This is a genomic window from Mycoplana ramosa (assembly GCF_041930185.1).
Taxonomy (GTDB): domain Bacteria; phylum Pseudomonadota; class Alphaproteobacteria; order Rhizobiales; family Rhizobiaceae; genus Mycoplana; species Mycoplana ramosa.
Genome location: NZ_JBHEEW010000001.1, coordinates 519511 through 534819 on the forward strand (window position 1 = coordinate 519511; position 15309 = coordinate 534819).

Consider the following 15309-nt stretch of genomic DNA (forward strand, 5'->3'; position numbering starts at 1 on the left):
TACAGGAATGACCTCGGCGGCGGCAAGTCATGGCGTCGCTGCGCCCATCCCGCCTGTGATGCAGGGACCGTCGGTGAAGGTCGTCCGACCTGTGTGGCAAACCGGTGTCAAACGGACCGGGCCGCGCCGCCGTCGCAACGGATGATGCTTCCGGTGACGTAGCTCGCCGGCTGGCTGCACAGGAAGGCCGCCGTGGCGGCGAACTCCTCGACGGTGCCGTAGCGGCGTGCCGGGATGGCCTGCTCCGATTCGGCTTTCACCTCGTCGACCGACTTTCCGCTGCGCTGCGCCGCGGCGGCGTCGAGGCTCTTGAGCCGATCGGTGAAAATGCTGCCCGGCAGGAGAAGGTTGGAGGTAACGCCGTATTGGGCGACTTCATTCGCCAGCGTCTTCGACCAGCCGGCCAGGGCCGGGCGCAGCGTGTTGGAAAGCGCAAGGCCGGGTATCGGTTCGATCACGCCGGAAGACGCAACCGTGAGGATCCGGCCCCAGCGCTGCTCTTTCATCTGCGGCACGAAGCGGTTGGTCAGGGTGATCAGCCGCAGCACCATCGCGTTGAAGTAGGTTTCGAGCAGTTCGGCCGTCATGTCCTCGCTCGATCCCGGTGTCGGGCCGCCGGAATTGTTGACGAGGATGTCGAGCCCGCCGAGTTTTTCCGCGACCGCCGCGACGAGCGTCTCGACGACATCGCTTTCAAAAAGGTCAGCCCTGGCAAAGGAAGCCCTGCCGTTCCCCTCGGCATTGATCGCCGCGCAATTGGCAGAAAGTTCGTCGGTTTTGCGGCCGCACAGCAGCACGTCGGCGCCCTCGCGTGCGAGTGCCACGGCAATGCCGCGTCCCAGTCCGCGCGAGGAGGCCAGAACCAGTGCCCGCTTTCCCTTGATGCCGAGTTCCATGTCTGCCCTCCTTGCCGCCGTTTCATTGTCCCTGGCGAAATCGTGCGCCATATCAACGACTTTGCCGCCTGATGGTCAAGAGAGCTTCGCCGTCCAGTCGGCGATATCGTCGCGTTCGCCGATCAATGCCAGGCCATGGGCGATCGACAGCAGCTCTCCGCCGCTCTCGATCCGGTCATGGGCGAAGCGCTGCTCGAACAGCCGCCGCACGGCCGGGACAAACGAGGTGCCGCCGGTCAGGAACACCTTGTCGATGTCGCCGCATTCGGTGTTGGTCTTGGTAAGCACGTCGTCGAGCGCTCCCTCGATCCGCTCCAGTTCAGGGGCGATCCACTGCTCGAAGTCGGACCGAAGGACAGTCCGCGTGGCCTTGTCACCGAGCGGGGCGAAGGAGAAAACCGTCTCCTCGGCAGCGGAAAGGCGCATCTTGGTCGCCGACACGGCCTGATAGAGCGGATAGCCCTCGTCGTGCTCGATCAGGTCGACGAAGGCCTCGAGCTTTTCCGGCTCAAGGCTGACCCGCACCAGTTTCTTCAACTCGGTGAAGTCGCGCAGCGTCTTGAAGATCGACAGCTGGTTCCAGCGCCCGAAATTCGCGTAGTAGCCGGAGGGCACTTCGAGCAGTTTGTCGAAGCTCTTGAACAGTGTGCCCTTGCCGATCATCGGCGAGACGATGTTGTCGATAATACGGAAGTCGAAATTGTCGCCGGCGACGCCGACGCCGGAATGGCCGAGCGGGGTTGCCGTCAGCCGCCCGGCATGGCTTTCGAAACGGATCAGCGAGTAGTCGGTGGTGCCTCCGCCGAAATCGGCGACGAGCACGGTGGCATCGCGATCGAGATTGCGGGCGAAATAGAAGGCGGCGGCGACCGGCTCGTAGACGTGGTGGATCTCCGGAAAGCCGAAGCGGGTCAGCGCCGCGTTGTAGCGTTCGGTCGCCAGCGCTTCGTCCGGGTTGCTGCCGGCAAAGCGCACGGGGCGCCCGACTACCACGCGTCCGGCCTGGTCGTCGAAGGCCGCCCCGGCATAGTCGCGCAGCCGCGACAGGAAGGCATGCATGATGTCTTCGAACTGGTAGCGCCTGGCGAAGATCAGCGTGCCCTGGAACAGCGGCGAGGCGGCGAACGTCTTGATCGACTGGAGGAATCGACATTCGCCGGGATTGTCGATGAACTGGGCGATCGCCGCCTGACCGGCCTCAAATGAAAGTTCGTGCGCATTCTTCTTCATGAAGGAAAGCGCCGTCCGCAGCGTGTCGGCTTCGCCAACGGGTGTGTCGAGCCGCACCGACTGCGTCGTTGTGCCGCAGGCCGTCGCCAGAACGGAATTGGTGGTGCCGAAATCGAGGCCAAATGCGGTTGTCATGACGTATCCGATGCGGTGAGGGGACGGACGGGCGCGCCTCCTCCCATGGCGGGCGGGCAAAAGCAAGGCGGATATGGCGTCCGTGGCGCATCTGAGACAGCCGCCGTCGATATCGGCCCCGCGCCGCCCCGGAGGACGGGGCGATCTGATATCGATGCATCATCCCATGCACAAAAGCGATGAGTGTTTGTCAAAGCTTGGCTCGACAAGGCTTTGTGCATTTGTCATGAGAAAATCCAACGAATGGTTGGCTGTCGGGGGACGGCTGAATCTGGAGGCAATAGAGTGACTGAAGCGATGGACCTTCCCGAGCGCGAGAGCATGGAATTCGACGTGGTGATCGTCGGCGCGGGGCCCGCCGGCCTTGCCGCAGCGATCCGGCTGAAACAGGTCAATCCCGAACTGTCGGTCGTCGTGCTGGAGAAGGGCGCGGAAGTTGGCGCGCACATCCTGTCCGGCGCCGTCGTCGATCCGATCGGTATCGATCGGCTGCTGCCGGGCTGGCGCGAGGAAAGCGATCATCCGTTCAAGACCGAAGTGACGGACGATCAGTTCCTGTTCCTCGGCCCGGCTGGCTCGATCCGCTTGCCGAACGCCTTCATGCCGCCGTTGATGAACAACCACGGCAACTACATCGTCTCGCTCGGCAATGTCTGTCGCTGGCTGGCCACCCATGCCGAAGCGCTCGGCGTCGAGATCTATCCGGGCTTTGCCGCCACCGAAGTGCTCTACAACGACGAGGGTGCGGTGATCGGCGTCGCCACCGGCGACATGGGCATCGGCCGCGACGGCGAGCCGGGCCTGAACTACACCCGCGGCATGGCGTTGCTCGGCAAGTACACCCTGATCGGCGAAGGCGTGCGCGGCTCGCTCGCCAAGCAACTGATCGCCAAATTCGACCTGCAGAGGGACCGTGAGCCGCAGAAGTTCGGCATCGGCCTGAAGGAGCTCTGGGAGGTGAAGCCGGAGCACCACAAGCCGGGGCTCGTGCAGCACTCCTTCGGCTGGCCGCTCGGCATGAAGACCGGCGGCGGTTCGTTCCTCTATCACCTGGAAGACAATCTCGTCGCCGTCGGCTTCGTCGTCCACCTGAACTACAAGAACCCGTGGCTGTTCCCGTTCGAGGAGTTCCAGCGCTTCAAGACACACCCGGCGATCCGCGGCACCTTCGAGGGCGGCAAGCGGCTGTCCTATGGCGCCCGCGCCATCACCGAAGGCGGCTACCAGTCGGTGCCGAAGCTGTCGTTCCCGGGAGGGGCGCTGATCGGCTGTTCGGCCGGGTTCGTCAACGTGCCGCGCATCAAGGGCAGCCACAACGCGGTGCTCTCCGGCATGCTTGCCGCCGAGAAGCTGGCCGATGCGATTGCCACCGGCCGCGCCCATGACGAGCCGATCGAGATCGAGAACGGCTGGCGCGACAGCGCGATCGGCCAGGACCTGAAGAAGGTCCGCAACGTCAAGCCGCTGTGGTCGAAGTTCGGCACCGCGATCGGCGTCGCGCTCGGCGGTCTCGACATGTGGACCAACACGCTGTTCGGCTTCTCCTTCTTCGGTACGCTGAAGCACGGCAAGACCGACGCCGCTTCGCTGGAGCCGGCGGCAAAGCACCAGAAGATCGACTATCCGAAACCCGACGGCGTTCTCACCTTCGACCGGCTCTCCTCGGTGTTCTTGTCGAACACCAACCACGAGGAAGACCAGCCGATCCATCTGCAGCTGAAGAACCCGGAACTGCAGAAGACCTCGGAGCTGGACGTCTATGCCGGCCCCTCGACGCGCTACTGTCCGGCCGGCGTCTACGAATGGGTGCAGAAGGACGGCAAGGACGTGTTCGTCATCAACGCGCAGAACTGCGTCCACTGCAAGACCTGCGACATCAAGGACCCGAACCAGAACATCAACTGGGTTCCGCCACAAGGTGGCGAAGGGCCGGTCTATCCGAACATGTAATGTTCGGTCCGGCCCGCCCGGACCACCGTCAGCAATGAGTGGCGAAGGGCCGGTCTATCCGAACATGTAATGTTCGGTCCGGCCCGCCCGGACCACCGTTCGAACACGTGGCGAAGGGTCGCTGCGACCGAGCAGGCAATGCTCGGTCCGGTCGGCGGTCGCGGCGGTCTTCGTTCAACCACGCGTGAAGGTGACGCGCACACGCGATCGCGGCAATTTTACCGGTCATTAACCATGATGTCCCTAGGTTTGGTTGTAACCACCGAACCTTAGGAATTGACCATGCCGATTTCCCGTCGCACCCTGGTGTTTGGCCTCTCGGCAGTGCTGGCCGGCTGCTCGACCAACTATCCGAACCACCGGGCAAATTACGCGGCCCGGCCGGACGAGCAGTTCCCGCTGCCAGCCATGCCGCTCGACCGGATCAAGCCGGAACTGCGCCGGCAGGAGGTCGCCTACGAGACGGCCCATGCGCCCGGAACGATCGTCGTCGATACCCCGGCGCGCCGGCTCTACTATGTCCTCGGGGAAGGCCGGGCGATGCGCTACGGTATCGGGGTCGGGCGCGAAGGTCTGACCCTTTCCGGCAATGCCTACGTCGGTCGAAAGGCCGAATGGCCGAGCTGGACGCCGACGCCCAACATGATCCGCCGCGAGCCCGAGAAGAACTTGAAATACGCAGGCGGTGTCTCCGGCGGGCCGCACAATCCGCTCGGCGCCCGTGCCATCTACCTCTACCGGGGCGGCAACGACACCATGTTCCGCATCCACGGCACAAACCAGCCTCAAACGATCGGTCACGCGGTATCGAGCGGTTGCATCCGGATGCTCAACCATGATGTGATTGATCTTTACGAGCGCGTAAACGTGGGTGACAGGGTCGTCGTGCATCAGGCCTAAGTGCCGATACAAGTTGAACAAAATATCACGTTCTGTCACCCGGTCGGTCTTGTTGCACGTTTATCGCGCTGGTGAAGATTTACTCAACCGAATTTTATCCGTGATTTGATCCGCCATGGCGCAACCGGGCCAGTCTCGGGCGCTTATTGATCGACATTCCTTTACACACCTGCAAAACTCCTATTTGCGGAGCGGATTCAATTTCGTCGACGGGAGTGGTCGACGAGGCTTCGCAACGAATCATGATGCCGGTTGCGGCGGTGCAGTCGGACATCGGGGGTGCGTTCACCGCCGCTAATATAACGAGGGAAACCGACATGAAACACCTGCTTGCAACCACCTGTCTCGCTTTTGGCCTGTTTGGCATGGCGAGCGCCGCGTCTGCCGAGTGCGGCGACGTGACCATCGCCAGCATGAACTGGCAGAGCGCCGAAGTTCTGGCGAGCCTCGACAAGATCGTCCTTAGCGAAGGCTATGGCTGCAACGCCGAGATCATCGTCGGTGACACCGTTCCGACCATTACCTCGATGATTGAAAAGGGCGAGCCGGATCTCGCGCCGGAAGGCTGGGTCGACCTGCTGCCAGACGTCGTCAACCGCGGTCTTTCTGAAGGCAAGCTTGTCGGCGCCGCCGTCGCGCTGTCCGATGGCGCCGTGCAGGGCTGGTGGATTCCGAAGTACATCGCCGACGCCAATCCCGACATTAAGACGATCGACGACGCGCTGAAGCACCCGGAACTGTTCCCGGATCCGGAAGATTCCAGCAAGGGCGCGGTTCACAACGGTCCGCAGGGCTGGGGTGGCACGCTGGCAACGACGCAGTTCTTCAAGGCCTATGGCGGCGAAGCGGCGGGCTTCAACCTGATCGATACCGGATCTGCTGCCGGCCTCGACGGCTCGATCGCCAAGGCCTACGAGCGCCAGCAGGGCTGGGTCGGCTACTACTGGGCGCCGACGGCGCTTCTCGGCAAGTACGAGATGGTGAAGCTCGAGCACGGCGTTCCCTATGACGAAGCTGAATGGAAGCGCTGCAACACCGTCGCCGATTGCCCGGACCCGAAGAAGAACGACTGGCCGAAGGACAAGGTGCAGACGCTCGTCACCAAGGGCTTCTCCGAGCGCGCCGGCGCCGACGTCATGGAGTATCTGAACAAGCGCGCCTGGTCCAACGACACCGTCAACAAGTTGATGGCGTGGATGACCGACAACCAGGCGAGCGGCGAGGACGGCGCCAAGCACTTCCTCAAGGAGAACGAGGCGCTCTGGACCCCCTGGGTATCGCCGGAAGCGGCCGAAAAGATCAAGGCATCCCTCTGATTCGGAAGGTTTGACGACAGGCGGCGCGACCATCGCGCCGCCTGTCGTCTTTTCCGCCAGCGGAAGACCGCCCGTTGGCGCAAGACAACGACGATAGGGGAAACCGCATGGACTGGCTCACCAGCTTTCCGCATATGAACGACGACTCGCTGCGCGAGTTGAAAAAGGCGATCGATGAAGGGTTCAGGACCTTCACGCGCGCCTATGGCGACAGCATCGAATCCTTCTTCGATCCGCTGCAATTCTTTCTGATCCAGTCCGAGCGGCTGATGACGCGCACGCCCTGGCCGATCGTGTTGATCGCGATCGCGCTGATCGCCTGGCTTGCCAGCCGCAACTGGAAGATCGTCGCCGGCTGCATCGGCACGCTGCTCGTCATCGGCTACTTCGACATGTGGGACGACACGATGAAGACGATCTCGATGATCTTCGTCTGTACCGTGCTGTCGATCGCGATCGGCATTCCGCTCGGCATTGTCATGTCGCGTTCCGATCGTGTCCAGAACATGGTCAATCCGATCCTCGACGTGATGCAGACTATGCCGAGCTTCGTCTATCTCATCCCGGTCGTGATGCTGCTTGGCATCGGCAAGGTGCCCGGCCTGATCGCCGTGGTCATCTATGCGATCCCGCCGATGATCCGCCTGACCAATCTCGGCATCCGGCTGGTCGACAAGGACGTGCTGGAGGCGGCGGATGCCTTCGGGTCCTCGAACTGGCAGAAACTGAAGAACGTGCAGATGCCGCTGGCGCTGCCAACCATCATGGCTGGTATCAACCAGACGATCATGATGGCGCTGGCGATGGTGGTCATCGCCTCGATGATTGGTGTGCAGGGGCTCGGACAGCCGGTGCTGAAGGCGATCGCCAACCAGTACTTCACCCTCGGCATTTTCAATGGCATGGCCATTGTCGGCATCGCCATCATCTTCGACCGCGTCAGCCAGGCCTACGGCAAGCGCCTGCAGCGCCACCGCGAGATCGTGCACGGGTAAGGGGTGATTGGGCGGCGACCAAATTGAACCGTCATGCCGGGCTTGACCCGGCAACCAGCGCGCTCAAGTCCTCGAACGCAATGACTCTTACGCGCCGCCGACGCGGCGCGGCTGCACCCCGGATCAAGTCCGGTGTGACGGAGGTGAGGGGAGCGCTCGCGGCGCCAGTGAGACAGCCCGAAGGCCCGATGGGAGGCAGGGAGCGCACGCAGTGCCAGTGTTACCAGCCCGAACGGCGCCGGTGATTGCTCGCCGGGGCCTGTTTCGTTGGCGCCGCGGCGGCCTCACGCCCGCTTCGACAGAATGCCGGTGGAGAGCGCGACCCCGGCGCCGGTGACGACGGCGGCGACCATTTCCGTCATGCCGAGCGGTTCGCCGAGCAGCAAGCCGCCGCCAAGCGTCACCAGAACCGGCGTGATCGCGGTGAATGCCGCAGCCTGTGTTCCGCCGAGCGCGCGGATGGCGGTGCCATAGGCGAAGGTGGCGACGAGCCCGGAGAGAACCCCCTGGCTGGTGAACTGCACCGCCATTTCCGGTAGCGGGGCGGCGGCGAGCGTCGTGCCGAAGAGTGCCGCCAGAGCGAGGTGGATCAGGGTCGACCAGCTCGCGATCAGGGCGCCGCCCTGCAGCGGTGTCAGGCCGGAGCGACGGAAGGCGTGGGTATAGCCGGCCCACAACAGACCGCCAAGCGGGAGCAGGACGAAGCCGGTGAGCGTCATGCCGCCCGAAAGGACGGCCTTTGCGAGCAGGATCGCCAGCCCCGCGAGGATGGCTGCGAGACCCAGCACGCGCATCCGGTCCGGACGTTCGTTGAAAACGGCGATGCCGATCATAGCGGTTGCGAGCGGCATCGAGCCGCCGAGCAGGATGCCGCCGGCGGCGGCCGGCGTGGAATGCAGCGCATGGGCGGTCACCTGGAAGAACAGCGCGCCGGCGCCGGCGACCATCATGATGATCAGCCGCAACGGCACGCCCTTGGGAAACAGACCCATGCGCAACCAGATCGGCGCCAGGAAGATGGCGGGCACGCCATAGCGAAGCAGGCCGACGTCGATCGTGGTCAGCGATGTGGAGCCGCTATGGCGGGTGGCGAGCACCCAGGTTGCCCAAATCAGCACCGTGACGATCGCGCCGGCATAGCCGGCCGCGGCCGAGGTGCGCTCGGTGGAAGAGACGGTCGAAACGGACATGCGGCATATCTCCATGCGGTCCAGGGCTGTTCCAGACCGAAAAATTACTGCCGAATGCCGAGGCATGTCCTTGCGAAATGTGGCTAGGAGAAAGTATTCTGCGCAACTATCTGCCAAATGTCGCGGCTATAGGTCGAAAAGATGCCAAGTCTCGATAGATTCGATATCGCGATCCTGCGCATTCTCCAGGAGGATGCACGCGCCACCAATGTCGAGATCGCCGAGCGGGTGAACCTGTCGCCGTCGCCCTGCCTGCGCCGGATCCGCAATCTGGAGAAGGCGGGCATTCTCAAGGGATACCGGGCGGACATCGATCGCAAGGAGGTCGGCCTCGGCCTGACCGTCTTCGTCGAGATCAAGGTCGACCGCCACAATCTGCACAATGCGCTGTCGCAGCAGGAAGCGCTGCTGGCCATTCCGGAGGTCGTGTCCTGCTTCCTGATTTCGGGCAATGCCGATTTCCTGGCGGAGGTGGTGGTGGCCGACCTTGCGGCCTACGAACGGCTCCTGACCGACACACTCCTGACGCTGCCCGGCGTCTCCGACATCCGTTCCAACTTCGCGATCCGCACGATCAAGACCGGCGGTCCGCTGAAGCTGCCTGACTTGCGGTAAGCGGGACGCCGCCCCGGGTTGTGGGGAGGGCAGCGCCCCTTTGCCGCTACTTTGCAGCGGCAACCGTGTTCATGACATCGGGGTGGCTGGCTTTCCAGGCGACGACCATCAGCGCGCCGATCACGGTGACGTGCTCCGCCACGAAGTAGAATTCCAGCGTGCGCATCGGCTCTTCCATGGTCCAGAAGGCATGCGCGATCGGAATGGTCAGGGCGGTGAAGACGGCAAGCATGCCGGCGCCCAGCCACGTCAGCCGATTGGCGATGATGAAGGCGGAGCCGAAGAGTTGCGTCAGTGCGACCGCCACGTTGAAGAAGGGGGCCGGCTCCAATCCGAAATGAGCCATCTCGGCGATGCCGGCGTCGAAGTCGAGGAGTTTGGCGAGACCGCTCGTCCAGAACATCGAGGTCAGCACGATGCGGGCGAAATAGCCGAACCAGTCCGAGCCGGTGAGCGAGTCGATAGAGCGAGGCATTGCAATCTCCGAGTGACATGTTGGTTTCTCCGGTGCCGTCTGGCGGCGCCGGTATCGACCCTGCTTGGGTCGTCGGAGACATCTCTATCAGAGCGGGTACCTGCGGGTGTCACCGTGGTAACACCCGGTTTGCGCGCGCCTACTCCGCCGCGCAGGCGGCGAGCACGGCGATGTTCCGGTCGCGGCGCTCGATGGCAACGGAGATCCAGAAGACGGCGAAGCCGCAAACGGCCATGATCGCACCGACAAAGCCCATCGAGGCGTAGCCGTAACCGTGGCCGATGGCGAGGCCGCCGAACAGCGCGCCTAGCGCATTGGCGACGTTGAAGGCCGAATGGTTCAGCGCGGCGGCAAGCGTCTGCGCGTTGCCGGCAACGTCCATCAGGCGCGTCTGCAGGGCCGGTCCGACGACGAAGCTGCAGCCGATCAGGAAGCAGCAGATAAACAGCATCGCCGGAATGTGGGCCGTCAGCGACAGGGTGACGAGCACGATGAAGTAGATGGACAGCGTCCATCCGATTGTGCGCACCAGCGACAGGTCGGCGAGCCTGGCGCCGAAGATGTTACCGACGATCATGCCCGAGCCGAACACCACCATGATCACCGGCACCATCGACAGCGAAAGGCCGGCAACCTCGGTGACGATCGGCGAAATGTAGGTGAAGACGGCGAACATGCCGCAGAAGCCGGTTGCGGCGATTCCGAGCGTCAGCCACACCTGCTTGCGTTTCAGCGCTTCCAGTTCCGTCAGGGCGTTGATGCCGATCGGGGCCTCGTCGCGCGGCAGGAAGACGGCGATCAGGATGACGGTGAGGGCGCCGGTGACGCCGACGGCGGCAAACATGAACTGCCAGTCGAGCATCTGGCCGAAGAAAGCGGCGAGCGGGGTGCCGATCAGGGTCGCCAGCGTCAGTCCGAGCATGACCTTGCCGACGGACTGCGTGCGCCTGTTTGCCGGCACCATCGAGGCGGCGACCAGGGCCGCCACGCCGAAATAGGCGCCGTGCGGCAGGCCGGTCAGAAAGCGCATCAGGATGAAGCTCTCGAACGTAGGCGCAAGCGCGCTCGCAAGGTTGCCGATCGCGAACACGGCCATGAAGGCCAGAAGCAGATCGCGCCGGCGGAACCGCGCGCCGAGGACCGCAAGGACCGGGGCCCCGACGACGACGCCGAACGCATAGGCGCTGATGACGTAGCCGGCCTGCGCATTGGTGACGTCAAAGGTCGTGGCCACGTCCGGCAACAGTCCCATGATCGCGAATTCGCCTGTTCCGATGCCGAAGCTGCCGACGGCAAGCGCGACGATGATCAGCGTGACGGTCAGGGCGGAGAGGGCGGGCTGCCGGGAGGAAGGAGCAGCCTCGGCGGGGATGCGCAGTTCGGTCACGTCGTCTTCCGTGTGATGGCCCAACGCGCGGCACACAGACAGAGTTCGCGCAGTCACCCTCCTCCTGGGTGCCTCGCAGACGCTCCGGCCGACGGCCATGCCTGGAAAACAATAAGATCGGCCCGCGAAGGCCGCGGACGGCGGCGAAAGTAGCACCATTCGCGGCAATTCCTATGGCTATTTTTTGCATGGCAGCACTGCCGCTGCGGCTACCGGACCGGCGCCGTCTCGGCGGCTGCTGCTATTTTGCCGCTTTGCAACTGTTTAATTGCCTGGAACGTTTCGGGGAGGGCGTTGGTGCGAGAGTTCGGAGAACCAAGATGCGGATCCAGGCGATATTCAACAAGGACGGAGGCACCTTCCGCACCACCGACATGGAAGCCTATGTGCGGCACGCCGAGACGGTTTTCGCCGCGGCGGGTCATCACCTCGATTGCGATGTCGTCGAGGGAGCGGACATCGAGATGGCGTTGCGCCGCTGCGCCGGGCGGACCGATCTCGACGCCATGCTTGCCGGCGGCGGCGACGGCACGATCTCGGCCGCAGCCGGCTTTGCCTGGGAGAGCGGCATCAGCCTCGGCGTCGTGCCGGCGGGTACCATGAACCTGTTTGCCCGTTCGCTGCGCATTCCGCTCAACATCTGGCAGGCGGTCGATGCGCTGGCCGGGGGAACCGTCACCGACGCGGATATCGGCAGCGCCAACGGCCGCGCCTTCGTCCATCAGTTTTCTGCCGGGATGCACGCCCGCATGGTGCGGTTGCGCAACGCCATGACCTACCGCTCGCGGCCCGGCAAGATGGCCGCAAATGTTCGCGCGGCGATCGGTGTCATGCTCGATCCGCCGCGATTCGAGGTCGAGTACGACGTCGATGGCGTCCGAGAGCACCAGATGGTCTCGGCGATCAACGTATCGAACAATCGTTTCGGCAATGATTCGCTGCTCTACGCGGATGCCGTGACCGGCGGACACCTGGGCATTTACGTCGCCCAGCCGCTGACGACGTCCGGCGTCGCACGGCTGGCCTACGACATCCTGCGCGGGCGGTTGCGGGAGAACACCGCCGTCACCGAGATGACGGGGAGCGCGGTCGAACTGCACTTTCCCAAGATCGACCGCGCCGTCAACTGCGTCATTGACGGCGAACTGCTGCCGATGGGCCGCGATGTCTCCTTGCGGCTGCACGCCGGCGAATTGAAGGTGATCGTGCCGCAGGTGGCGACACAATCAACGCAAAAGCCGCAAGCGGCCGCCTGAAGCCTCAGATCCGCGGCAGGTAGGTCTGGTAGTCGAAGTCGGAGACCGTGCGCAGGTAGGTGATCGCTTCCTTGCGCTTGGTGTCGCCGTAGAGCTTCTGGTAACGCGGGCCGAAGACGTCGGCGATGAAGGGCGAGGCGGAAAACTCCTCGACCGCCGTCAGGAAGTCGTGCGTCAGCCGCTGGGTGCCGACCGGATCCTGGCCGGGTTCCGTCGCCGGACCGGGATCGAGGTCCTCGTCCAGGCCGAGCAGGATGCCGCCGAGAATGGCCGTCAGCAGCAGGTAGGGGTTGACGTCCGCGCCGGCGACACGGTGCTCGACGCGTGCGGCGGGACCGTCCTTGTCCGGAATGCGGATCGCGGTGCCGCGATGGCCGAAGCCCCAGTCGATGTCCACCGGTGCGAACGAGCCCGGCTGGAAGCGGCGGTAGGAGTTGGCAAAGGGTGCGAAGATCAGTTGCGCGTCGCGCATCGTCTTCAGCATGCCGGCGCAGATCGACTTCAGCTTCTTCGGATCGCCGCCCTTGGCGTCGAGAATGTTGCGGCCGTCCCTGTCGATGATGCTGGCATGCACATGCAGGCCGGAGCCGGCCTGGTCGGCGTACGGCTTGGCCATGCACGTGGATTTCAGCCCGTGCCGGCGCGCGGCCTGCTCGGCGACGCGCTTGAGATAGATGCAATCGTCGGCGGCGGCGAGCGCGTCGGGCCGGTGCAGGAGGTTGATCTCGAACTGCCCTTGGCCGAATTCCGCCGTGGTGGCGTCCGCCGGCAGTTCCATGTCGCGCGCCCAGGTGCGTACCGTCTGCAGGTAGTCCTCGAGCGCGTCGACGGCGCCCATGTCGTAGAGCTGGAAGCCGTTCGGCTGGTCGCGGTACATCAGCCGTTCCGGCGGGCGCGGCTTGCCGGTCACACGCCAGTCGTCCTGGACCACGTAGAATTCGAGTTCGGTGGCAACCACCGGCGTCAGTCCGCGCGCCTCGAAGCGCTTCAGCAGGTTTGCCAGGATCGCGCGCGGGCACATGAAGCTCGGCGTGCCGTCGAGTTCGTGCATGGTGGCGAGCACCTGCTTGGAGCCTGCCGGCGCCCACGGCAAGGCGGTAAGCGAGCGGCGGTCGGGAATGCAGTTGCCGTCGGGGTCTCCGATCGAGATGGACAACCCGGTGATGTCGTCGTTGTCATCGCCCCAGATGTCGAGCGACTGGGTGGACGAGGGCAGGCGGACGGTCCCTTCCCAGACCTTCTTCTCCGCTTCGATCGGGATCTGCTTGCCGCGCAGATCGCCGTTCATGCCGACGAGGAGGATTTCGATACGGGAGGGAGCATTGGCGGGCGTGGTGCCGGCCACCGGGTTTTCGTTGATCATGGTCAATTTTCACTCTGGAGGGTTGTTCAAAGGTCACTCGGCGGTAAGCGATTCTTGCGCCGCTCTATTGCCAAATGCCTGTCAGGTGGGCATTTTCCTAGCCCATTCTGACCCGTCGTTCAATGCGTCAGGGAGCTTTCGCCGGTCTGAGGTGGAATTGGCGAAAACCCTGTGAAACCCAAGGAAGCCATTCATGTCGAATATGCATGCCGCCCTCTCCAATATCGGTGCGCTTGATGCCGCCCATCATCTTCATCCCTTCTCCGACATGAAAAAGCTGAATGCGGCCGGCACCCGTATCATCGAGCGCGGTGAAGGCTGCTACATCTATGACAATCACGGCAAGAAATATCTCGATGGTTTCGCCGGGCTGTGGTGCGTCAACATCGGCTATGGCCGCAAGGAGATTGCCGACGCCGCCTACAAGCAGATGAACGAGCTGACGTACTACAACACCTTCTTCGGCACGACCACGCCGCCGACAGTGCTTCTGGCACAGAAGATCACGTCTCATGCCGGCCCGAACATCAACCGCGTCTTCTTCACCGGTTCCGGTTCGGAGGCCAACGACACCTGGTTCCGCATGGCGCGCGTCTATTGGGCTGCCATGGGCAAGCCGACGAAGAAGACGGTGATCGCGCGCGTCAACGGCTATCACGGTTCCACCGTTGCCGGCGCCTCGCTCGGCGGCATGAAGTGGATGCACGAGCAGGGCGACCTGCCGATCGCCGGCATCGTTCACATCGGCCAGCCCTACTGGTACGGCGAGGGCGGGGATCTCTCGCCGGCCGATTTCGGCCTGAAGATGGCCCGTGAACTGGAAGCGAAGATCGACGAGTTGGGCGAGGACAACGTCGCGGCCTTCGTCGCCGAGCCGATCCAGGGGGCGGGGGGAGTCATCGTGCCGCCGGAAACCTACTGGCCGGAAATCGCCCGCATCTGCAAGGCGCGCAACATCCTGCTCGTGACCGACGAGGTCATCTGCGGTTTCGGCCGCACCGGTCATTGGTTCGGCCACCAGCATTTCGGCGTCGAGCCCGATCTTGCCCCGATCGCCAAGGGTCTCTCCTCCGGCTACCTGCCGATCGGCGGCGTCATGGTCAGCGATCGTGTCGCCGACGTGCTGGTCAATGAAGTGGGCGACTTCAACCACGGCTTCACCTATTCCGGCCATCCGGTTTGCGCCGCAGCGGCGCTGGAAAACCTGCGCATCATCGAGGAGGAGAAGCTGGTCGAGCGCGTCCATGACGACGTCGGTCCCTATCTGGCGGCCGGCTTGAAGTCGTTGGAAGATCATCCGATGGTGGGCCAGACGCAGTCGGCCGGCCTGATGGCCGCGGTCCAGCTTGCCGAGAACAAGTCGACCCGCAAGCGGTTCGAAGATCGCGAGCGGGCCGGTGTCGAGGTCCGCAATCACTGCCTCGCCAACGGCCTGGTCCTGCGGGCCACCGGCGACCGCATGCTGTTCTCGCCGCCACTGGTCATCACCCGCGGCGAGATCGATCAGATGATCGAGATCACCCGCAAGGGGCTCGATCACGCCTGGAAGGTGATGAAGGGCTGAGGCCGCATCGCGTTTGTGACGGAGGCCGGCTGGCCTC

13 protein-coding genes are annotated in these 15309 nt (G+C 63.9%); 7 read left to right on the top strand and 6 right to left on the bottom strand.

The annotated features are described in order from the left end of the window. Window positions 1-107: 107 nt before the first annotated feature. Together JNC62_RS02400 and JNC62_RS02405 are read right to left on the bottom strand one after the other, a co-directional pair. A complete protein-coding gene (locus tag JNC62_RS02400) occupies window positions 108-896 on the bottom strand; it encodes an SDR family oxidoreductase (protein WP_374835572.1) in 789 nt (262 codons plus the stop codon). Between the two features lie 75 nt (window positions 897-971). Continuing rightward, a complete protein-coding gene (locus JNC62_RS02405) occupies window positions 972-2261 on the bottom strand; it encodes an Hsp70 family protein (RefSeq protein ID WP_374835573.1) in 1290 nt (429 codons plus the stop codon). A 285-nt stretch (window positions 2262-2546) separates the two neighbouring features. On the opposite strand from JNC62_RS02405, the gene JNC62_RS02410 reads away from it, so the two are divergent. The 4 genes from JNC62_RS02410 (at window position 2547) to JNC62_RS02425 (ending at window position 7422) form a co-directional block, all read left to right on the top strand. Next, complete coding sequence (locus tag JNC62_RS02410; protein WP_374835575.1) at window positions 2547-4211, top strand: electron transfer flavoprotein-ubiquinone oxidoreductase; 1665 nt, start codon at window positions 2547-2549, stop codon at window positions 4209-4211. A 282-nt stretch (window positions 4212-4493) separates the two neighbouring features. Then, complete coding sequence (locus tag JNC62_RS02415) at window positions 4494-5111, top strand: L,D-transpeptidase (RefSeq protein WP_374835577.1); 618 nt, start codon at window positions 4494-4496, stop codon at window positions 5109-5111. A gap of 317 nt (window positions 5112-5428) precedes the next feature. Beyond that, window positions 5429-6427: an ABC transporter substrate-binding protein gene (locus JNC62_RS02420; protein ID WP_374835579.1), complete on the top strand. Its 999-nt coding sequence runs from the start codon at window positions 5429-5431 to the stop codon at window positions 6425-6427. A 107-nt stretch (window positions 6428-6534) separates the two neighbouring features. After that, window positions 6535-7422, top strand: a complete 888-nt coding sequence (locus JNC62_RS02425; RefSeq protein ID WP_374835581.1) for an ABC transporter permease — start codon at window positions 6535-6537, stop codon at window positions 7420-7422. Between the two features lie 284 nt (window positions 7423-7706). Here the strand turns inward: JNC62_RS02425 and JNC62_RS02430 are convergent, their stop codons facing one another. Next, window positions 7707-8612: a DMT family transporter gene (locus JNC62_RS02430; RefSeq protein WP_374835583.1), complete on the bottom strand. Its 906-nt coding sequence runs from the start codon at window positions 8610-8612 to the stop codon at window positions 7707-7709. Window positions 8613-8753: 141 nt separating this feature from the next. On the opposite strand from JNC62_RS02430, the gene JNC62_RS02435 reads away from it, so the two are divergent. Then, entirely contained in the window at window positions 8754-9227 is a 474-nt protein-coding gene (locus JNC62_RS02435; RefSeq protein WP_374835585.1) for an Lrp/AsnC family transcriptional regulator, read from the top strand. Between the two features lie 46 nt (window positions 9228-9273). Here the strand turns inward: JNC62_RS02435 and JNC62_RS02440 are convergent, their stop codons facing one another. Continuing rightward, complete coding sequence (locus JNC62_RS02440; protein WP_374835587.1) at window positions 9274-9702, bottom strand: DoxX family protein; 429 nt, start codon at window positions 9700-9702, stop codon at window positions 9274-9276. A 139-nt stretch (window positions 9703-9841) separates the two neighbouring features. Then, the gene (locus JNC62_RS02445; protein ID WP_374835589.1) at window positions 9842-11089 is read right to left on the bottom strand and encodes an MFS transporter; all 1248 of its coding nucleotides are present in this window, start codon (window positions 11087-11089) and stop codon (window positions 9842-9844) included. 320 nt (window positions 11090-11409) lie between these two features. Here JNC62_RS02445 and JNC62_RS02450 point away from each other — a divergent pair, with 320 nt between their 5' ends. Further along, on the top strand, window positions 11410-12345 hold the full coding sequence (locus tag JNC62_RS02450; protein WP_374835591.1) for a diacylglycerol/lipid kinase family protein: 936 nt from the start codon (window positions 11410-11412) through the stop codon (window positions 12343-12345). Window positions 12346-12349: 4 nt separating this feature from the next. Here JNC62_RS02450 and JNC62_RS02455 read toward each other — a convergent pair whose 3' ends face one another. Further along, window positions 12350-13708 (bottom strand): glutamine synthetase family protein, encoded by a 1359-nt coding sequence (locus JNC62_RS02455; RefSeq protein WP_374835676.1) that lies wholly within the window; start codon window positions 13706-13708, stop codon window positions 12350-12352. 202 nt (window positions 13709-13910) lie between these two features. Here JNC62_RS02455 and JNC62_RS02460 point away from each other — a divergent pair, with 202 nt between their 5' ends. After that, a complete protein-coding gene (locus JNC62_RS02460; RefSeq protein ID WP_374835677.1) occupies window positions 13911-15272 on the top strand; it encodes an aspartate aminotransferase family protein in 1362 nt (453 codons plus the stop codon). The last annotated feature ends 37 nt before the right edge of the window (window positions 15273-15309 follow it).